The organism is Zoogloea sp. (assembly GCF_023150065.1).
Classification (GTDB): Bacteria; Pseudomonadota; Gammaproteobacteria; order Burkholderiales; family Rhodocyclaceae; genus Zoogloea.
Genome location: NZ_JAKLLN010000007.1, coordinates 201,960 through 220,233, shown reverse-complemented (window position 1 = coordinate 220,233; position 18,274 = coordinate 201,960). Strand labels below are relative to the sequence as shown.

The following is an 18,274-nucleotide window of genomic DNA, read 5'->3' as shown; positions in this document are numbered from 1 at the left end:
GGCGTGCCTCCGGCAGAGAGTCTGCCGATGATACGGCAGTCCGGCGGAAATCCTCAGCAGCGGCTGCCTTCGGGGCGCCGGGTGAAGCCGAAGCCATCACCGCCCAGGCCGGTGGGCTGGATGCAGATCATCAGGGCCAGGGAGCGCGCCGATTTGCCGATGTCGGGTGGGAAGGCGGCAAAGGGCACGGCCCGCTCGACCACCGATTTGACGAAGGCAATCTCGTCCTGCTGGTCGCCGGCATTGACCACCTTGAAGCTCTTCAGGCTGCCATCGGGGTTGAGGCGGACTTCCACGGCGGCGCTGTGCATGCCCCGGGCGCGGGGGTCGTTCTTGACGAAGGACGCGCTGCGGTTGAGCTTCTTGACCAGGGCGTCCATGTAGAACTCGAGGCTGAACGGGTCTACCGGTGGGCTGTCGGGGATGCGCTCGATGAGGTCGGCGAGATCGTTGCGGCGACGGCTGCCACCTTCCTGGGGGCGTTCGTGGGTTTCGCGGCCGGCCTCGCGGGCGATGTCCCGGGCCATGGCCATGGAGCGCTCGGCCAGGTCGGGCTTCGGCCGGGCCTTGGCTTCAGTGGCCAGCTCGTTGAGGAAATTGTCCATCTCCTGCTTCTGGGCCACGCTCCATTTTGGCGTCGGTTCCGTTGTGCGCACCGTCGGGGCCACGTCCTTGCGGGCGGTGAGTATCTGCGGCCGGGGCTCTTTGGGGGCCGGCTTGAGCTGCCGGGCCTTGCTCGGAGTGGGGGGCAGCGCGGGGCGGGTTTCGGCGGGGGGCTTGCGGGCCTGCCGGAGGGGCGCCAGGCGTGCCTGCAGCTGGGGGGCTTCGGGTTTGTCCTGGGGCGGCGGGCTGAAATGGATCAGCAGAGCAAGCGCGTGGAGCAGCAGCGAAAACGCGATCGCCAGGCGCAGGGGCCGCGGGGAGGGGACGTAGTGCGGTTGAAACATCGGCCGGATTTTAGACCGGCCGGCAGGGGTGCGGGTGGCTTTTACATGGGCTGACAACCCGGGTCCGGTGCGCCACCGGGCAAAGCTTTGGTTTACGGCAAGCCCGCCGGGCCGGCTACAATGCCTTCCTTTCGACCCCGGGGCCGCAGTCTGCATGACATGGGGCGGCCTTGCTGATGGATATAGTCCTGTTGTTGCTGCTGATTCTGCTCAATGGCGTTTTTGCCATGTCGGAAATGGCGGTTGTTTCGTCCCGCAAGTCCCGCCTGCAGAATCTCGCCGATGATGGCAGTCCCGGTGCGGGTTCCGCTCTGGTGCTGCACCAGGAACCGTCGGGCTTCCTGTCCACCATCCAGGTGGGCATCACCTCGGTGGGCATTCTCAGCGGTGCCATCGGCGAGGCTGCCGTTGCCGATCCCCTGGCCGAATGGCTGGGCGGCTTTGCGATGATCGAGCCTTACGCCCGGGGCGTGGCCCTGACCCTGACCGTGGTCGGCCTTACCTATTTCTCGGTGGTGGTGGGCGAGCTGGTGCCCAAGCGCCTGGCCCTGCTGGCGCCGGAGGGCATCGCTACCCTGATCGCCCGTCCCATGATGATCCTGGCCCGGCTGGCCCATCCGCTGGTGACGGTGCTGTCGGGCTCGTCGGCCGCCATCCTGCGGCTGCTCGGCGCCCGTCGCAAGGACGAGCCACCGGTGACCGACGATGAGATCAAGGTGCTGATGGAGCAGGGCGCCGAGGCCGGCGTCTTCCATGAGAGCGAGCAGGAGATCGTCTCCAACGTGCTGCGCCTGGACGAGCAGCGCATCTCGGCGATCATGACCCCCCGCCGGGAGATGTTCGTCATCGATCTGGAGGAGGACGAGGAGATCGTCTGGCAGGGCTTGATGGAGACGTGCTACTCCCGCGTGGTGGTGTGCCGGGATGGCCTCGAGCACGTACTCGGTGTGCTGCAGACCGGCGACCTGCTGAAGAAGGCCCTGGGGGGCGAGCGCGTCACCCTGGCGGATCTGGAGTCCCTGCTGCGTCCGCCCCTGTATGTGCCCGAGACGGTGAGCACCACCCAGCTGCTGGAGAGCTTCCGCCGTGCGCGCCTGCAGTTTGCCCTGCTCATCGACGAGTATGGCGAGGTGCAGGGTCTGGTGACCCTGACCGATGTGCTGGCGGCCATTGTTGGCGAACTGTCGGTGCCCGAGGCGCCGGAAGACCGGGACATGCTGCAGCGCGAAGATGGCTCCTGGCTGGTGGACGGCGACGTGGGCATCGAACGCATGAAGTCGGTGCTGGATATCGTTGACGACCTGCCCGGGGAGGACGAGAACTCCTTCAACACCCTGGGTGGTTTCATCATGCACACCCTGGGCCGGGTGCCGGCACCGACCGACCACTTCGAGGCCGCCGGCTGGCGCTTCGAAGTCATGGACATGGATCGCAACCGGGTGGACAAGGTGCTGCTGTCGGTGCTGCCCCCGCTGGCGGAAGAAGACTAGCGGCCGCACCACTCCCGGCGGTCGCCGCGGCCCCAGGGTTGGGAAAGTCTCTCCACCTGGGCCATGGTGCTGCGCACCTTCCCGCTGCTGCCGTCAAAGAGCACATTGAAGCGCGCCGGCTCCGACCACACATCGCAGTAGCGCCATTCCCACACCAGCTCGTCGCGGGCCTTGTAGTAGATCGTCCAGCCCGGATAGGACGGCCCCAGGATGCGCAGCACCTCGTCCTGGCTCATGCCGGGCTGGATGCGGGCGAAGTGGGCCATGTCCATCACGTTGTCGATACCCACGACCTTGCCCGTCGCGTCGGTCTTCACCATCCAGGTCTGGAAGCCCATCGGCCCGCGGGGAAAGGCGAGCAGTTCGCCACCGTCCGCTTCGCGCCAGCGCATGGCGGGTTCGCCCAGCGTGCGATAGGTGTCCTGCAGCGTGCTGCCTGGCGCAAGCATGGGGCCGCTCAGCGGGGCGCAGGCCGTGACAAACAACGTGGTGGCGAGGGTAATGAAGCGCTTCATGGCGGCGGATCTCTCGGGCGACGCATGCATTGTAGGCGGACTGCCGTGGGGTGAAGTCCGAGGTCGAGTCCATTCGACCATCCGCGCGCTCTAATAACCACACGGAAGTACAAAGCCTGCTGTATTGCACGCTACGGAATATATAAAGCCATTTTTATTGGTTTGGTGCGCCGCGGTGCCTCCTTAGACTCGAGCCCTATTCGAAAAAAGGAGCTTTCCATGTCACCGCTTCGCGCCGCGCTTCGCCCCATCGTTGTCATCCTCGCCGGCCTTGCCGTGCTGCAGGCGGCTCCGGCCTCTGCCGACACGACGCTGCTCAACGTGTCCTACGACGTATCCCGGGAGCTCTACAAGGACATCAACCCGGCCTTTGCCGCCCGCTGGCAACGCGCTGGCGGCGACAAGCTGACCATCAACCAGTCCCATGGCGGCTCGAGCAAGCAGGTGGGGTCGGTGGTGGCGGGCCTGGAGGCGGACGTGGTGACCATGAACCAGCCGCCCGACATCGAGATGCTGGCCAAGAGCGGCCTGGTGAGCGCCGACTGGCGCAAGGCCTTCCCCCACGCGGCGGCGCCCTACACCACCACCACCATCTTCCTGGTGCGCAAGGGCAACCCGAAGGGCATCAAGGACTGGTCCGACCTGATCCGGCCGGGCCTGCAGGTGATCGTGCCCAACCCCAAGACCTCCGGCAACGGCCGCTACACCTATCTCGCCGCCTGGGGCTACGCCCTGCAGAAGTCCGGCAATGATGTGGGCGCCCGGGAATTCGTGAGCAAGCTGTTCGCCAATGTGCCGGTGCTGGACGGCGGTGGCCGTGGTGCCACCACCACCTTCACCCAGCGCGACATCGGCGACGTGCTGATCACCTTCGAGAACGAAGCCACCCTGATCGACCAGGAAGTGGGCGGTGACAAGTTCGACGTGGTCTACCCGTCCCTGTCCATCGAGGCCGCCGCACCGGTGGCCGTGGTGAGCAAGGTGGTGGACAAGCGCGGCACCCGCAAGGCAGCTGAGGCCTACCTCAACTTCCTGTTCGCACCGGAAGGCCAGGAGATCATCGCCAAGCATTACTTCCGCCCCCGCGACCCGGCCGTGCTCAAGAAGTACGCCAGCCGCTTCCCGAGCGTGAAGACCTTCACCGTCGAAGAGAAGCTGGGTGGCTGGGACGCGGTGCAGAAGACGCACTTTGCCGATGGCGGCGTGTATGACCAGATCGTGGTGAAACGCTGATGGCGTCGTCCACTTCCTTCCGCGTCCTGCCCGGCTTCGGCCTGAGCCTGGGCTACACCATCGGCTACCTGTCGCTGATCGTGCTCATTCCGCTGGCTGCGGTGTTCCTCAAGGCCGGCTCCCTGGGGTTCGATCACTTCTGGGCGGCGGCCACGTCGCCCCGGGTGCTGGCGTCCTACCAGCTCTCCTTTGGCGCATCCCTGATCGCCGCCGCCATCAACGCGGTGTTCGGCCTGATGCTGGCCTGGGTGCTGGTGCGCTATTCCTTCCCCGGCAAGCGCCTGGTGGATGCCCTGGTGGATCTGCCCTTTGCCCTGCCCACGGCGGTGGCCGGCATCGCCCTGACCGCCCTGTATGCCAAGAACGGCTGGGTGGGCAGCGTGCTCGAGCCCCTGGGCATCAAGGTGGCCTTCACGCCCCTGGGGGTATTGGTGGCGCTGGTCTTCATCGGCCTGCCCTTCGTGGTGCGCACGGTGCAGCCCATCCTTGAAGACCTGGACACCGAGTATGAGGAGGCGGCGGTGAGCCTGGGCGCCAACCGCTGGCAGGCCTTCCTGCACGTGGTCTTTCCGACCCTGTTCCCGGCCCTGCTCACCGGCTTTGCCCTGGCCTTTGCCCGGGCCGTGGGGGAGTACGGCTCGGTGATCTTCATCGCCGGCAACATCCCCATGGTGTCCGAGATCACCCCGCTGATGATCATCACCAAGCTCGAGCAATACGACTACGCCGGTGCCACCGCGGTGGCCGTGGTGATGCTGATCTTTTCCTTCCTGCTGCTGTTGATCATCAACGGCCTGCAGGCCTGGACTGCCAAACGTACCGGGAGGGCTCGCTGATGGCTGGCGCTGCTGCTGTGCTGCACGGGTCGGCCGATCACGCCGCCCGCTTTGAATCGAAGGCCGCGACCCGCGAGCCGGCGCTGATCAAGTGGGGGCTGATCACCATCGCCCTGAGCTTCTTCGCGTTCTTTCTGTTGCTGCCCCTGGTGGCGGTGTTCGTGGAGGCCTTCCGCAAGGGCTGGGAGACCTACATCGGGGCGCTGCTGGACCCGGACGCCCTGTCGGCCATCAAGCTGACCCTGATCGCCGCGGCCATCTCGGTGCCCCTCAACCTGGTCTTCGGGGTGACGGCTGCCTGGGCCATCACCAAGTTCGAGTTCCGGGGCAAGCACTTCCTGATCACCCTGATCGATCTGCCCTTCTCGGTCTCGCCGGTGGTGTCGGGCCTGATCTACGTGCTGGTCTTCGGGGCCCAGGGCTGGTTTGGCCCGTGGCTGTCGGATCACGACCTGAAGGTGATTTTCGCCATCCCCGGCATCGTGCTGGCCACCATCTTCGTGACCTTCCCCTTCGTCGCCCGGGAGCTGATCCCGCTGATGGAGGCCCAGGGCAAGGAAGAGGAGGAGGCCGCCGTGGTGCTCGGCGCCAGGGGCTGGCAGGTGTTCTGGCACGTGACCCTGCCCAACGTGAAGTGGGGCCTGCTCTACGGGGTGATCCTGTGCAACGCCCGGGCCATGGGTGAGTTTGGCGCGGTCAGCGTGGTGTCCGGGCACATCCGGGGCTACACCAACACCATGCCCCTGCATGTGGAAATTCTCTACAACGAATACCAGTTCGCCGCTGCTTTTGCCGTGGCCTCCGTGCTGGCCCTGCTGGCCATCGTGACCCTGGTCATCAAGGTGTGGGTCGAACGCCAGGCCGGCAAGGCCTCCATTGAATCCGAGGACGAATGATATGAGCATCGAAGTCAAGAACATCCGCAAGCAGTTCGGCAGCTTCACGGCGCTGCAGGACGTTTCCCTGGACTTTCCCACCGGCGAGCTGGTGGCCCTGCTGGGCCCCTCCGGCTGCGGCAAGACCACCCTGCTGCGCATCATCGCCGGCCTGGAGTCGGCCGATGGGGGCCAGGTGCTGCTGGAAGGGCAGGACGCCTCCGACACCCACGTGCGCGAGCGCCAGGTGGGCTTCGTGTTCCAGCACTACGCCCTGTTCCGGCACATGACCGTCTTCGACAACGTGGCCTTCGGCATGCGCATGAAGCCGCGCAGCACACGGCCTTCCGAGAAGGCCATCAAGGCCAAGGTGACGGAATTGCTCAAGCTGGTGCAGCTGGACTGGGTGGCCGACCGCTTCCCGGCGCAGCTCTCCGGCGGTCAGCGCCAGCGTATCGCCCTGGCCCGCGCCCTGGCTGTGGAGCCCCGGGTGCTGCTCCTGGATGAGCCCTTCGGCGCCCTTGACGCCAAGGTGCGCAAGGAGCTGCGCCGCTGGCTGCGTCGCCTCCACGACGAGCTGCACATCACCTCCATCTTCGTCACCCACGACCAGGAAGAAGCCCTGGAAGTGGCCGACCGGGTGGTGCTGATGGATCACGGCAAGGTGGAGCAGGTGGGTACGCCGGAAGAGGTCTACCGTCATCCGGCCTCGCCCTTCGTGTATGGCTTCCTCGGCTCGGTCAATCTCTTCCACGGCCGGGTGGACGGGGGCGCGGTGCATGTGGGCGACGACCGTCTGGCGACAGGCAAGGTGGATCTGGCCCATGGTTCCGAAGTGTTCGCTTTTGCCCGTCCCCACGAGCTCACCATCGTGGTCGATTCCCAGGAAGCGGGCGGGGTGGCGGCACGCATCAGCCGCATCCTGGCCTTCGGTGTTACGGCGCGCATCGAGCTGGATGGTCTGAACGGTTCCACCGGGCAGCTCTTCGAGGTAGAGATCACCCGGGACGAGGTGCAGCGCCTCGGTCTGGAAGAAGGCCAGGCCGTGCGTCTGGTACCCTCGCGCCTGAGGGTTTTTGAACGCAACGCAGCAGCAAGCGGCGCCAGCCAGGCGCCAAACTGGGTGATCTGATGAATTTTCAGCAACTGCGCATCATTCATGAAACGGTGCGCCGCAATTTCAACCTGACGGAGGTGGCCAATGCCTTGTTCACCTCCCAGTCGGGGGTGTCCAAGCACATCAAGGACCTGGAAGACGAGCTGGGCCTGGAGCTCTTCATCCGCAAGGGAAAGCGCCTGCTCGGCCTCACCGAGCCCGGGCAGGAGCTGGTGCATATCGTCGACCGCATGCTCATGGACGCCCGCAACATCAAGAGCATCGCCGAGCAGTTCAGCAACAAGGACCACGGCCAGCTGACCGTGGTGACCACCCACACCCAGGCCCGCTACGCGCTGCCCCGGGTGGTGACCCAGTTCAAGCAGGCCTTCCCCAAGGTGCACCTGGTACTGCATCAGGCCAGCCCCACCGAGATCGTCACCATGCTGCAGGACGGGCGCGCCGACATCGGCATCGCCACCGAGTCCCTGGCTGGCGTGGCGGATTTCGTGTCCTTCCCTTACTACGGCTGGCATCACTCGGTGATCGTGCCGGCGGGGCATGCCCTGGAATCGGTCGAGCCGCTGACCCTCGATGCGGTGGCCGAGCATCCGGTCATCACCTACCACGAGGGCTTCACCGGCCGGGCGCGCATCGACGAGACTTTTGCCAAGGCCGGCCTGTCGCCCGACATCGTCATGTCGGCGCTGGATGCCGACGTGATCAAGGCCTATGTGGAGCTGGGGCTGGGCGTGGGCATCGTGGCCTCCATGGCCTATGACCCGAACCGCGATCAGGGCCTGCGCATGCTGGCCAGCAGCCACCTGTTCGAAGAGAACGTGACCCGCATCGCCGTGCGCAAGGGGCACTTCCTGCGCGGTTTTGCCTACCGCTTCATCGAATTGTGCTCGGCCGATCTGTCCGAGACCGTCGTCCGGGCCGCCCTGCGACCGGATGCCGAGGGCGATTCATCCTATTGAGAGGGTGGCGGAACCTGCCTTCCTCCCGAGATGCTCCGATGGTGGCTGGAGGAACTGTGGGGGCGACTTCAGTCGCCCGCGGACTTTGATCAAGGGCATGCCGGTGATCGACGTGCGGATGGGCGACTGAAGTCGCCCCTTGTATTATTTTTCGATGCACCAACAGCAGCAGATGCCGCATCTAAGGTTATACGATGCGGCAAACTGGGGCGATCAGATGAGTTAGACCCCACAAGGGCGACTCAGCGCCGCCGTTGGGCGCCCGGGTGCTTTTGCCATGGCGCCGGGCGGCGGCGTTCGTCCTCTTCTACTTTGGGCTTGGGCATCAGCAGGTTCTTGCCCGGGGCCTTGGCCTGGGCACGCTGGGCCAGCACCGCGGCATCCACCCGGGCCGTGTCCAGGCTGATCGACGGATGCTCCGCGCGGCCCGGATGGGCCGACAGCTTCTCCCGTACAAAGAATACGCGCTGGGCGGTGTCACCGCGCTTGGGCAGGGCCGACATGAGCAGTTGCCCTTCGGCGCTCAGGGCCAGGCCGCCGTCCACCTCGCACAACATGCCGTGGGCCGACAGGCGCTGGATGCTGTCGATCAGGCGGCCGGTGGAGGGCACCGGCTCCTGCAGCAGGTCGAAGGCAGCGATGACCTCCACCAGCTCGGCCGGGCGGCGCTTGGTGGCCAGTGTGGCGGCCAGCATGAGAAGGGCATCTGCATCGTGAGTCGGGTACATCGGTAGACCTCTTGAAGACCGGCAGGACGCCGATCGTCCGTTTGCGGGTCCGGCAGTTTAAGGGTTTCCGTGGCAAATCCGGATTTTTGTGTGCCTCGTCCCGTCAGGAAAGCACAGGCGGCCTCCGCCCTGGGGGATAATCCCCGTCCCATCGCCGTCCGGGTGCCGTCGGCGCCCGGCTTCAGTCCGCTCCCTGCAGGTATCCCCATGCGCCCAGAACACTTCACGACCGGCAAGGGCGCGTCCCCTGGCCTCGCCGATTCTTCCGTGGTTTTTGAGGTACCTGCCCCATGAGGACGCCCGCCCGCATCGAACCCCTGGTGGCCGACGGCCTGGTGGATGGCGTGATCCGCCAGCTCATGAGCGGCAAGGAGGCCATGGTCTATGTCGTCCAGTGCGGCGACGAGGTGCGCTGCGCCAAGGTGTACAAGGAGGCCAACAAGCGTGGCTTCCACACCGCCGTGGATTACATCGAGGGGCGCAAGGTCAAGAACAGCCGCCAGGCCCGGGCCATGGCCAAGGGCTCCCGCTACGGCCGCCAGGAGCAGGAGGCCGCCTGGCAGCACGCCGAGGTGGACACCCTGCGCCGCCTGGCCGATGCCGGGGTGCGGGTGCCCACGCCCTACCAGTTTCACGAGGGTGTGCTGCTGATGGAGCTGGTGGCCGACGCCGATGGCGAGCCGGCGCCACGCCTCAATGATGTGGCGCTGGCGCCCGAGGAGGCGCGCCGTTTCCATGCCGACCTGATCCGCCAGGTGGTGCGCATGCTGTGCGCCGGCATCGTCCATGGCGACCTGTCCGAGTACAACGTGCTCCTCGACGAGAACGGTCCGGTGATCATCGATCTGCCCCAAGCGGTGGATGCCGCCGCCAACCAGAACGCCAGCGCCATGCTGGAGCGGGATGTGAACAACCTGGCCACCTATTTTGGCCAGTTCGCCCCGGAGTTGCTGGAAACCCGCTATTCCCCGGAAATCTGGGCGCTGTATGAATCGGGCAAGCTGCACCCGGACAGCGTGCTCACAGGCACCTGGACGCCTGACGACACCCCGGCCAACCTGGACGAGGTGATGCAGGTGATCGAAGCCGCCAAGACCGAAGACGCGATCCGTCAGGCCGGCCGTGCCGCCGCCGCAGGGGAATGGCAGGCTGAGGAGTAGCTCCCTCGGTGCCCGCTCAGGGGCTGGGTGAGCCCGCTGCTGACTACGGTACTGACCTGCCGGATCAGGCTGTCGCCCGGTGGGGGGGTGGGAGGCCGTCGCAGCACCGGGAGCGGCAAGTGATGTTGCCGATGGGTACCTCGCCCTGCGCGGCCTGCAGCGCCTTGAAGAGCGCCAGGCCATGGGGCCACGGGCCGTGGCCGGAATCCACGTTGATATGCCCGGCGGCACCGATGTTCTCGAGCTGGCTGCCCCAGCACTGGGCCCAGTAGGCCGCCGACGACAGGCGCACCCAGGGGTCGTTGGTGCTCGCCACTACCAGGCTGGGGGCGTCGAGAGGGCTGCGCGGAATCCAGCGCGCCAGGCTGGGCAGCTGCACCGAGCTGCGGGCGTCACGCAGACCTTGCGGAGTGAAGCGTTCCGGGTCGGCCGGCGCCACCAGCAGGAGTCCGGCAACCCGCTCCCGTCGGCTGCTTGCCGCCAGAACCGCAGCCAGGCAGCCGAAGCTGTGGGCCACCAGCCACACCGGACCCGACGCATGGTCGATACCGTCGCGCACGGCCTGGGCCCAGCGGGGCAGCACGGGCTGCTCCCAGTCAATACCCGAGACGCGACGTGCCCCGGGCACCTGCGCTTCGAACCAGGTCTGCCAGTGGGCCGGCCCACTGCCGTGAAAGCCGGGAACGATCAAAGTGGTGTGCTGCATGCTGCGGCCTCCGGGGCGCTGCGGGGGAGGTCTAAGTCTAGGCGTGCAACCCGGCTGACCGAACCAATTAATGCTTCGAAGCTTATTCGTGGGGTGGTGAAGAGGCGCAGTGATTCAGTGCATATCTTTCAGTCATCGTTTAGGCTAGGGTGATGCCATTTGGGTGGTGGCGTGCCTTCCCGTCTGATGAGGAGCGGTTCTGCAGGCCATGAACACCGAATTGCCCGGGAGATAAGTACATGATCGAACTCGGCCCCGGCGCGGATGTGATCCGCGGCATTGGCATACTCACCTGGTTGTTCATCGTTGGCGCGCTGATCTGGGCGTGGTCGAAACCGCGTACGCGCGTTGGCAAGTACCTTGCGGTTGCCACGGTATTAGGCTTGCTCGCTGCCTTTCCCGGGCGCTGGGCCTGGGAGAGGCAGCAGGCGCTCTCCAGCCATCGCGCCTCTCTTGCAAAAGCACGTGCCATTTTTCAGGAACGCTGCAAGAACGCGGGGGAGAAGATTTACAGGACCGTGGAGGGTGTCGAAGCCATCGCCATCCTGCGCAAGCGACGGTATGTCGACACCTGGCCACAGATCATGGAAGACCCCTTCGGTGCGGCTGGAAATCCTTGGGAGTCTGATTACCCTCTCTCTTTTCTCCTGCCTCGTAACAAGGACGGACAGCTTGCGTGGGGAGGGTACGCTCACGAAAAAGCCTGGAATCGACCTGGCTACGCGTATGTGGATCTGCGTGATCAGGATGACGATTCCATATCACGTTATACCCTGGCCGTTGATTTCGGAAAACAGGACGACGAGCAGAAAAGCAAAGAAAATGCCGACGCCGGTGATTCACGTAGTTACCGATTCGTGGTCAATAAATCTCCTTCGCCGGGCCCCATGCCTCGCTATGGCGTGATCTTCGAGGATCTTACCACTCCGGAGGAGCGTGCCTTGTGGGTGGCCGGTGGTGCATTCCGCGTGCTCGACCTTGAGAGAAACGAAGTGTTGGGTGAACGAATAGGGTATTTCATGGATGGGGGGCTAGGCTCGGCGGCAACGGCGCGAATGCCATGGATCGCAGCAAAGAGATTGTCATGCCCTGATTACGGGGTAGGCGATAAGTATCGCGAAAACTGGGACAGAGAATTCACAGAGCAAGTCCTCAAGATCAAGAACCCGTAAAAGGCATGGTCTAACTCGAATGCGTAGATTCAATACGGGCGATAAAGCCTCTGGCAGAAAGTGTACCCAGACAGAAGTCGTTCGTTACTCAGGAAATCAATCAAGCCCGGAGCCAAGTGGCAGGAGCCATTGCGTCTTTCTGATAGGCACGAGGGCGAAGGGGGTGTCATGCTCGAATTAAGTGGATGGGGAGATATTCTTCGCGGAATCGTAATGCTCTACTGGCTGGCTGGCGCATCTCTCTTCTATTTTTCAGTAAAGAAATCATCGACCCGAATCGGGAAGGTGGTAAGTGGGACGATTGTGTTCTTCATCTTTGGCTTCTTTCCGCTCAAATGGCAGATCGAACACGCTCTGGCTGTCCGGGATCACAAGGCGCGTCTGGCAAGAGCTGAGGCGATTTTCAATGAGCGGTGCAAGACGGCGGGGGAACGGATCTACAGAACGGTGGAGGGGGTGGAGGGACTCATGCTATTGAAACAAGATGCAGTTGATCCCTATGACGATGAATTTGATTTTGGAGGGGTTGATTCATATATAAAGATATTCCTTCAGGGGCGAGACGAAAGAGGGTATCTAGTAGAGAGAGTTCCGGCGACAAAGTCTGGTTATGCCTATGTTGATCTTGTTGATCCGTGGGATGGAAAGCGGTATCGCTATACCGCTGATATGAGAACTTCGCCTGATCTTATTGGGAAAACCGATGAAAAGCGGCTAGTCATTAAGCGTGAGCCCGCCTCTGGCAATGCTCCTCGGTATGGCGTTGCCTATGACGATATTGCAACTCCTGAAGAGCGTGCGCTGTGGATCGCAGGTGGTTCTATCAAGGTTGTTGATACGCTGACTAATGAAGTCATTGCAGAGAGGGTGGGCTACATGATCGATAAAGCGCTAGGAAATGATGGCGGAGCGCGGCAGCCGTGGACTTTTGCCCGGAAGACTCCTGGCTGGTCGTGTCCGCAACACACTACCAAACAGGAAAGAGCATTTGTCGAAAAAGTACTGAAGATAAAGGAGAAGTGACATGACTGCGATCGAAGTGCCTGTAGATGATGTGCTGGGAAAATTGGCTGACTCACTCCGTAATACCCCGATCGGAAAAGATGTTTCGCTAGACAAGATTTTCGACGCCGCTCGCGCCGACTTCGGTCAGTTCCTTGTCCTCATCCACCCCGCGCCCTTTGCTCTCCAGGGTGCCAACGAGGTCTATTTGGAGTGTTCAGTGCTTTCAGCCAACGACTATGCGTGGGCACTTCTGGCATGAACAACACGTCTCGTCTTCCGCCTGAAGAAAATTCACTGTTGGCGACCATGGTCGTGGTGTTCTTCCGGATAGCTCTTGGCTTGATCGGTTTGATTGTTCTGTTCTTTTTTTATTGCGAGATAAACAAGCGTTACTGGGATTACAGGGTCACGCAGATGTGCAAGAAGGATGGTGGGTTGCATCTGTTCGAGTCCATCGCAATTTCGCATGAGGAGTTTCTGGCATGGGGGGGGGTGGATGGAGTGCGTGGAGTTCCAATTCCATCTGAAGAAAATATGAGGTTTGATATTCCTATTTTTGAGAGAAGTGAAATAAAAACAATATCTCCGCATCGACCTTATGTATGGAGAAGCGTCTCTAAATATGTAAGAAGGAGTGATGGGAAAGTTCTGGCGCAAAATGTTCTATACGCAAGGAGAGGCGGGGACTTTCCATCTCCTGCCCACGAGAGCTATTTTTTCTGCCCCAGCGACGGATTGATTTCTGAGCGGCTGATATCGGTTTATGGAGACAAAAAATAGGCGTCACACTGCACGAACAGTCTGAATTGGTGCGGGCTGCCTATGTATACCTTCTACGTCGTGTCCGCTTTTTGTATCGGGCGTCATCGGCATTGCGATGGCGGTTCTTGTTGAGAGAGTGACCAGAATGAATGTGTTGAACAGTAGACGGGCTGCCCGGATCGTTGCGTTGATCGGTGCCGTCCTCCTGGCTTCTTGCGGCGGGGGCGGTAGCGGGGGGAGTGGCGGCAGTGGAGGCAGTGGTGGGAGCACTGGCGGTGGTGAGACGCCGGTGGTCCAGAGCCTTATGTCTGTCGTGACGGGTGATCCCGGGTCCGAGCAGGGGCCGATGTTGTCAAAGCCTGAAGACCAGTACTTCACGACGATGGCGGTCGCTCCGTCGGGCGTGCTGTACCTGGTCTACGACTGTGCAATCAGGCGTGTCGGCTCCGACGGGCTTGTGCAGGGCTTTGTGGGTGGCACCTGCGGTTACGGCGATGGCAGCGGTTCGGCAGCCCGGTTCAACAGGATTTACGGGGTGGCATCGGACGGGGATGGAAACCTGCTCGTGAGCGATACGGGCAATGCGGTCATCAGGAAGGTGAGTCCATCAGGAGATGTCACCACCGTATCCGGGGTTGCGGGCCAGGCGGCTGTGGTCGACGGCCCGGCCAACTCGGTACGCTGGATGGCGCCCCGCGAGCTTGCGGTTGACCGCGGCGGGAACGTTTTTGTCGTGGACAGCCTCGGAGCCGACCCGGGTCTTGGTCGGCAAGTGCGCAAGCTGTTGACCAGCGGAGAAGTGAAGCCTGTTGCCGGTGGGCTTCTGGGTGCCTATTCCAATCCGGGGCGGATGGCTGTGGACTCGGTCGGCTCGCTCTACCTTACCGTCAAGACGGGCAGGATGGTGGCGTGCATCGACCGATGCTTTGGGTTGAGAGACAGTTCTTCAGTGCTGAAGATCGACGCGGCCGGCAATGCGTCGACTCTGGCAGGATCGACGACGACCGGGACGATGGGTGCCGTGGATGGACCTGCCAATGGCGCACGCTTCAACTACGCCGAAGGCATCGTCGTGGATGATGTCGGGAATGTCTATGTGTCCGATGTGCTCAACGAGGCAATCAGGAAGATCGGGCCCGACGGTACTGTCAGCACGTTGATCGGTGTGCTTCCCGAGAACGCGCTGAATCCGGGTGTAAGCAACGACGACCCTTATGTCATCGGCGGGAAGGTGGTGACCGGCGCTCTGCCCGGTCGCCTTAGGTTGCCCGATGCCCTCGCGATGGGGCCGGACAACTCGCTGTATATCTCTGTGGGGCGACGGCGATACCGCCACGTCCAGTTGTCCGACAGCGCCGGCTTCGCGGTGCTTCGAGCGGATCTGACAAACACGGCGGCGGAAGCGGCCCGCAAGCATCTGGTCGCGCTGCAGGTAATCGCCGACATAAACGGCGGTCACCGCGCCGCCGGATCGGCTGGCTTCGATGCGTCGGCGTCCTATGCCGAGCGTGTTCTACGGAACCTGGGGTTTTCGGTGAGTCGGCAGTATTTCGACTTTGATGGGTTCTTCTGGGTTGCGCCGGGCCGCCTGGAGCAGGTCGCGCCGGCTGCGAGCGGCAGCATTGCCAACATTATTGCGCTGTATTCCGGGAGCGGCAGCGTGACTGCCGCCGTCGCTCAGCCGTCTTCGGTAACCGGGTGCACGGCGACGGCCTTTGACGGCTTTCCCGTGGGCAGTATTGCCCTGGTCAGACGTGGCGACTGTACCTTCCCGGTGAAGGCTCAGAACGCCTTCCTTGCCGGTGCGAGCGGAGTCGTGATCTACAACAATGTGGCGGGGGAGCTCAGGATCAACCTGCTGGATGACTTCACTCCGAACATCCCGGTCGTTTCGACCTCGCAGGAGGACGGCGAGCGTCTGGCCCGAACGGCCGGGCTCAGGATGCGGCTGGAGGCACAGACCGTTCGCGGAAATATCCGCACCAGCAATGTGATCGCCGAGTTCGCGGGCTCCAACCCGGGGCGCGTCGTGATGCTGGGGGCGCATCTCGATTCGGTGAATGCCGGGCCGGGTATCAACGACAACGGGAGCGGTGTGGCGGCAGTGCTTGAGGCCGCAGCGCACGTGGTCAAGTCCAGGCCTCACAACTCCGTCCGTATCGCGCTCTGGGGGGCTGAAGAGCTGGGCGACCTGGGATCGAAATTCTACGTCGGGGCGCTTTCGCCCGCAGAGAAGGAGGCCCTGGCGCTGTACTTGAACTTTGACATGATCGGCTCGCCCAACGCAGGGTTCTTTGTCTATGACGGCGACGGATCGAGCAGTGGCTTTGCCGGGCCGTCGGGCTCCGGCGAGATCGAGAGCGTTCTCGAAGACTACTACCGCAGGCGCGGGGTTCAGCCGCGTAGCGTGGGTCTGACGCTGTCGACCGACCATCTTTCGTTTGTGTCGGCAGGCATTCCCGTTGGCGGCATCTTCTCAGGCCACGACGGCATCAAGTCGGCAGAGCAGGCTGCACTCTGGGGCGGAACCAGCGGTGTGGCCTACGATCCTTGCTATCACAAGAGCTGCGATGTTCTCCCCAACGCCGACAACAGTGCGTTCCGCTTCAACGTTCAAGCGGTGCTTGCAGCGTCATGGCACTTTGCCATGAGACCCGATCTGTCCCTGGCGAGCGCGCAGACGACGACTGCACATACCGCGAGCGCTGCTCGCCTGTCTCCTGTGCTTCCCCGCGACAGACATGGACTTGCAGAAGGCACGAGCTTGAAATAAGCGCCCCATCCCGCCCCTGCTATTGCCAGGACCGCCTACAACAACCGAAACGCCACCCCCGCCACCAGCGTCGGGGCAATGGCCGCGGCGAGCAGCCCCAGCGGGTTCACCGCCTCGTCGCTGAAGCTGCCCTTGAGGATGGACACGCCGGCCGGGTTGGGGGCGTTGGCGATGATGGTGAGGCCGCCGCCGGTCACCGCGCCGGCCACCAGAGCGTACTTGAAGTCGTCGGAGAGGCCTTCGACCAGGGAGCCCAGGTAGGTCAGGGCGGCGTTGTCGGTGAAGGCGGTGAGGGCGGTGGCACCGATGAAGACGGCGTCGCTGCTCATGCTCATCAGCAGGGGCTGCAGCCACCATTGCTGCTGGCCACCCAGCACCACCAGCCCGGCCAGAAAGAAGGCCACCAGCAGGCCTTCCTTGAGGATCAGGCGGTCCTGGTGGCGGATGTAGGCGTGGGCGACCCCCAGAAAGAACAGGAACAGGCCCATGAAGATGGCCGGGTGATGGGCAAAGACCACCACACCGCACAGGAAGAGGACGTGCACCAGGGTCAGGACGAGGGGCACGCGGGGGATGGTTCCATCCCGCGGGGCGGGGGCCAGGGCGGCGAGCTCACGGTAGAAGAGCAGGGTGGCGCCGAGGGCATTGATGCTTACTGCGATGGCCGCCTTCCAGCCGAACTGGCTGAGCATGAAGTGGATGTCCCAGCCCCAGGGGCCGGCCACCATGAGCACCGGCGGCGCAGCGAAGGGGGTGAGGGTGCCGCCGATGGAAATATTGACGAAGAGCACGCTCAGGGTGGCGTACATCAGCCGGGGCGAGATGCCCCGGGTGAAGAACTGGTCGCGCAGGATGAGGGCGGCGAGGGTCATGGCCGCGGGCTCGGTGATGAAGGAGCCGAGCAGGGGCACCAGGAGCAGCACCGTGAAGTAGGCCGCGGCCGAACCGGGCAGGGGGAGGGCCCGGGCGATCAGGGCGACCAGAGCGGAGGCCGCCTGCAGGATGGGCCGCGTGCCGGCGATCACCATGATCGCGAAGACGAACATGGGCTCGGTGAAGTTGCGTGATTCGATGTAGTCGATGGCCGGCGCCGAGCCGAGCAGGGCGAACATGGCCACCATCAGCACCATCGCCCAGAAGCCGAACACCACCTCGATCTCGCCGAGCAGATGCCACAGTCCGGCATGGCGTGGGCCGGCGTGGGCCAGCTTCTCGAAGAACTTGGTGGCGAAGGTGTGCAGGATGGCGATGGCAAAGAGGGCCGCGCCGATGATCTGGATGGGGGTTGCGGTCACGCAGGGCTCCTGGGGGTAGGGCGGGGCAGGGGTGCTCCGTTCCAGACTCGCCCGGGAGGCTTGAGTTCCGGGCCGGGCCGCGGGTCAGGGTTTTTGCAGCAGGAACTTCTCGACGAACTCCCGGCGTTGCTGGCGCTGGGTTTCGGTGCCCTGACCGCGCATCAGGGATTCACTGATCATGTAGCTGTAAAGCACGAAGGCGCGCATGCCCGCCTCCTGGAAGTTGAAGCCCAGGGCCACGAAGCACTGGGATACATAGGAGAGGCGCTTGGCGTCCACCTCGTCCACCACCTGGCGGGCCATGTCGTCACGGCGTGCCCAGGCGCGGATGGCCAGCTCGATGGATGCCGAGTTGAAGGCGGCCGTGCCCCGGAAGGGCAGGGAGGCGAGCTCCCGCACCAGGGCCTCGGGGTCGGCGCCGCTGCGTTCGAAGCGGCTGATGATCTGTTCGGTGGCGGCGTCGCGCCAGGATCTGAGCAACTGCTTGAGCAGGTCGTCCCGATCCTGGAAGTGCCAGTAGAAGCTGCCACGGGTGACCTTGAGGCCCTTGGCCAGCACGTCGACGCGCACGGCGTCGATGCTCTTGTCCACCAGAACCTCAGTGGCGGCCTTGATCCAGTCGGCCGGGGTGAGCTGCACTTTTCCAGACGTAGTAGAGGGGGCAGCGGGCGGGGCGGGAGAGTCGGTTGCAGACATGGGGA

Annotated in this window: 18 protein-coding genes; 12 read left to right on the top strand and 6 right to left on the bottom strand. The window is 63.6% G+C overall.

Features of this window, described 5'->3' with window-relative positions; translation table 11 throughout:
- Nucleotides 1–53: 53 nt before the first annotated feature.
- Nucleotides 54–947 (bottom strand): hypothetical protein, encoded by an 894-nt coding sequence (locus tag L6Q67_RS11195; protein ID WP_296569209.1) that lies wholly within the window; start codon nt 945–947, stop codon nt 54–56.
- 176 nt (nt 948–1,123) lie between these two features.
- Between L6Q67_RS11195 and L6Q67_RS11190 the strand changes: the two genes are divergently transcribed.
- Nucleotides 1,124–2,437 (top strand): hemolysin family protein, encoded by a 1,314-nt coding sequence (locus L6Q67_RS11190; RefSeq protein WP_296569208.1) that lies wholly within the window; start codon nt 1,124–1,126, stop codon nt 2,435–2,437.
- On the opposite strand, the gene L6Q67_RS11185 is transcribed toward L6Q67_RS11190, so the two are convergent.
- Complete coding sequence (locus L6Q67_RS11185; RefSeq protein ID WP_296569206.1) at nt 2,434–2,952, bottom strand: hypothetical protein; 519 nt, start codon at nt 2,950–2,952, stop codon at nt 2,434–2,436. The two genes, L6Q67_RS11190 and L6Q67_RS11185, sit on opposite strands and share 4 nt — an antisense overlap.
- A 219-nt stretch (nt 2,953–3,171) precedes the next feature.
- Here L6Q67_RS11185 and L6Q67_RS11180 point away from each other — a divergent pair, with 219 nt between their 5' ends.
- Genes L6Q67_RS11180 through L6Q67_RS11160 form a run of 5 tightly spaced genes read left to right on the top strand, consistent with a single transcriptional unit; the run spans nt 3,172 to nt 7,972 of the window.
- Nucleotides 3,172–4,185 (top strand): sulfate ABC transporter substrate-binding protein, encoded by a 1,014-nt coding sequence (locus L6Q67_RS11180; RefSeq protein WP_296569205.1) that lies wholly within the window; start codon nt 3,172–3,174, stop codon nt 4,183–4,185.
- A complete protein-coding gene (gene cysT / locus L6Q67_RS11175) occupies nt 4,185–5,021 on the top strand; it encodes a sulfate ABC transporter permease subunit CysT (RefSeq protein ID WP_296569202.1) in 837 nt (278 codons plus the stop codon). The genes L6Q67_RS11180 and cysT overlap by 1 nt, the downstream gene beginning before the upstream one ends.
- A complete protein-coding gene (cysW, locus tag L6Q67_RS11170) occupies nt 5,021–5,917 on the top strand; it encodes a sulfate ABC transporter permease subunit CysW (protein ID WP_296569200.1) in 897 nt (298 codons plus the stop codon). The genes cysT and cysW overlap by 1 nt, the downstream gene beginning before the upstream one ends.
- A 1-nt stretch (nt 5,918) precedes the next feature.
- Nucleotides 5,919–7,028 (top strand): sulfate ABC transporter ATP-binding protein, encoded by a 1,110-nt coding sequence (locus tag L6Q67_RS11165; RefSeq protein ID WP_296569199.1) that lies wholly within the window; start codon nt 5,919–5,921, stop codon nt 7,026–7,028.
- On the top strand, nt 7,028–7,972 hold the full coding sequence (locus L6Q67_RS11160) for a CysB family HTH-type transcriptional regulator (protein ID WP_296569198.1): 945 nt from the start codon (nt 7,028–7,030) through the stop codon (nt 7,970–7,972). Before L6Q67_RS11165 ends, L6Q67_RS11160 begins: the two co-directional genes overlap by 1 nt.
- Before the next feature lie 242 nt (nt 7,973–8,214).
- Here L6Q67_RS11160 and L6Q67_RS11155 read toward each other — a convergent pair whose 3' ends face one another.
- Entirely contained in the window at nt 8,215–8,667 is a 453-nt protein-coding gene (locus tag L6Q67_RS11155) for a hypothetical protein (RefSeq protein WP_296569197.1), read from the bottom strand.
- A 323-nt stretch (nt 8,668–8,990) separates the two neighbouring features.
- On the opposite strand from L6Q67_RS11155, the gene L6Q67_RS11150 reads away from it, so the two are divergent.
- Nucleotides 8,991–9,860: a PA4780 family RIO1-like protein kinase gene (locus L6Q67_RS11150; protein ID WP_296569196.1), complete on the top strand. Its 870-nt coding sequence runs from the start codon at nt 8,991–8,993 to the stop codon at nt 9,858–9,860.
- 64 nt (nt 9,861–9,924) lie between these two features.
- On the opposite strand, the gene L6Q67_RS11145 is transcribed toward L6Q67_RS11150, so the two are convergent.
- Nucleotides 9,925–10,566, bottom strand: a complete 642-nt coding sequence (locus L6Q67_RS11145) for an alpha/beta hydrolase (RefSeq protein ID WP_296569195.1) — start codon at nt 10,564–10,566, stop codon at nt 9,925–9,927.
- 239 nt (nt 10,567–10,805) lie between these two features.
- On the opposite strand from L6Q67_RS11145, the gene L6Q67_RS11140 reads away from it, so the two are divergent.
- The 5 genes from L6Q67_RS11140 to L6Q67_RS11120 all read left to right on the top strand — a co-directional run bounded on the left by L6Q67_RS11140 (nt 10,806) and on the right by L6Q67_RS11120 (nt 16,278).
- On the top strand, nt 10,806–11,738 hold the full coding sequence (locus L6Q67_RS11140; RefSeq protein WP_296569194.1) for a hypothetical protein: 933 nt from the start codon (nt 10,806–10,808) through the stop codon (nt 11,736–11,738).
- A 213-nt stretch (nt 11,739–11,951) separates the two neighbouring features.
- Nucleotides 11,952–12,761 carry a hypothetical protein gene (locus L6Q67_RS11135; protein WP_296569193.1) on the top strand — a complete coding sequence of 270 codons (810 nt, stop codon included), beginning with the start codon at nt 11,952–11,954 and terminating at the stop codon, nt 12,759–12,761.
- 1 nt (nt 12,762) lies between these two features.
- Nucleotides 12,763–13,002 (top strand): hypothetical protein, encoded by a 240-nt coding sequence (locus tag L6Q67_RS11130; RefSeq protein WP_296569192.1) that lies wholly within the window; start codon nt 12,763–12,765, stop codon nt 13,000–13,002.
- Complete coding sequence (locus L6Q67_RS11125; protein WP_296569191.1) at nt 12,999–13,523, top strand: hypothetical protein; 525 nt, start codon at nt 12,999–13,001, stop codon at nt 13,521–13,523. Before L6Q67_RS11130 ends, L6Q67_RS11125 begins: the two co-directional genes overlap by 4 nt.
- A gap of 286 nt (nt 13,524–13,809) precedes the next feature.
- Nucleotides 13,810–16,278 carry a M28 family peptidase gene (locus tag L6Q67_RS11120; protein ID WP_296569190.1) on the top strand — a complete coding sequence of 823 codons (2,469 nt, stop codon included), beginning with the start codon at nt 13,810–13,812 and terminating at the stop codon, nt 16,276–16,278.
- Nucleotides 16,279–16,313: 35 nt separating this feature from the next.
- On the opposite strand, the gene L6Q67_RS11115 is transcribed toward L6Q67_RS11120, so the two are convergent.
- Together L6Q67_RS11115 and L6Q67_RS11110 are read right to left on the bottom strand one after the other, a co-directional pair.
- A complete protein-coding gene (locus L6Q67_RS11115; protein ID WP_296569189.1) occupies nt 16,314–17,573 on the bottom strand; it encodes a putative Na+/H+ antiporter in 1,260 nt (419 codons plus the stop codon).
- Nucleotides 17,574–17,657: 84 nt separating this feature from the next.
- Entirely contained in the window at nt 17,658–18,212 is a 555-nt protein-coding gene (locus L6Q67_RS11110) for a TetR/AcrR family transcriptional regulator (RefSeq protein ID WP_296569188.1), read from the bottom strand.
- Between the last annotated feature and the right edge of the window lie 62 nt (nt 18,213–18,274).

Bases quoted from the DNA above. Each gene is read 5' to 3' on its own strand.
- L6Q67_RS11195 (WP_296569209.1), bottom strand. From the start codon at position 947: ATGTTTCAACCGCACTACGTCCCCTCCCCGCGGCCCCTGCGCCTGGCG.
- L6Q67_RS11190 (WP_296569208.1), top strand. From the start codon at position 1,124: ATGGATATAGTCCTGTTGTTGCTGCTGATTCTGCTCAATGGCGTTTTT.
- L6Q67_RS11185 (WP_296569206.1), bottom strand. From the start codon at position 2,952: ATGAAGCGCTTCATTACCCTCGCCACCACGTTGTTTGTCACGGCCTGC.
- L6Q67_RS11180 (WP_296569205.1), top strand. From the start codon at position 3,172: ATGTCACCGCTTCGCGCCGCGCTTCGCCCCATCGTTGTCATCCTCGCC.
- cysT (WP_296569202.1), top strand. From the start codon at position 4,185: ATGGCGTCGTCCACTTCCTTCCGCGTCCTGCCCGGCTTCGGCCTGAGC.
- cysW (WP_296569200.1), top strand. From the start codon at position 5,021: ATGGCTGGCGCTGCTGCTGTGCTGCACGGGTCGGCCGATCACGCCGCC.
- L6Q67_RS11165 (WP_296569199.1), top strand. From the start codon at position 5,919: ATGAGCATCGAAGTCAAGAACATCCGCAAGCAGTTCGGCAGCTTCACG.
- L6Q67_RS11160 (WP_296569198.1), top strand. From the start codon at position 7,028: ATGAATTTTCAGCAACTGCGCATCATTCATGAAACGGTGCGCCGCAAT.
- L6Q67_RS11155 (WP_296569197.1), bottom strand. From the start codon at position 8,667: ATGCTGGCCGCCACACTGGCCACCAAGCGCCGCCCGGCCGAGCTGGTG.
- L6Q67_RS11150 (WP_296569196.1), top strand. From the start codon at position 8,991: ATGAGGACGCCCGCCCGCATCGAACCCCTGGTGGCCGACGGCCTGGTG.
- L6Q67_RS11145 (WP_296569195.1), bottom strand. From the start codon at position 10,566: ATGCAGCACACCACTTTGATCGTTCCCGGCTTTCACGGCAGTGGGCCG.
- L6Q67_RS11140 (WP_296569194.1), top strand. From the start codon at position 10,806: ATGATCGAACTCGGCCCCGGCGCGGATGTGATCCGCGGCATTGGCATA.
- L6Q67_RS11135 (WP_296569193.1), top strand. From the start codon at position 11,952: ATGCTCTACTGGCTGGCTGGCGCATCTCTCTTCTATTTTTCAGTAAAG.
- L6Q67_RS11130 (WP_296569192.1), top strand. From the start codon at position 12,763: ATGACTGCGATCGAAGTGCCTGTAGATGATGTGCTGGGAAAATTGGCT.
- L6Q67_RS11125 (WP_296569191.1), top strand. From the start codon at position 12,999: ATGAACAACACGTCTCGTCTTCCGCCTGAAGAAAATTCACTGTTGGCG.
- L6Q67_RS11120 (WP_296569190.1), top strand. From the start codon at position 13,810: ATGTCTGTCGTGACGGGTGATCCCGGGTCCGAGCAGGGGCCGATGTTG.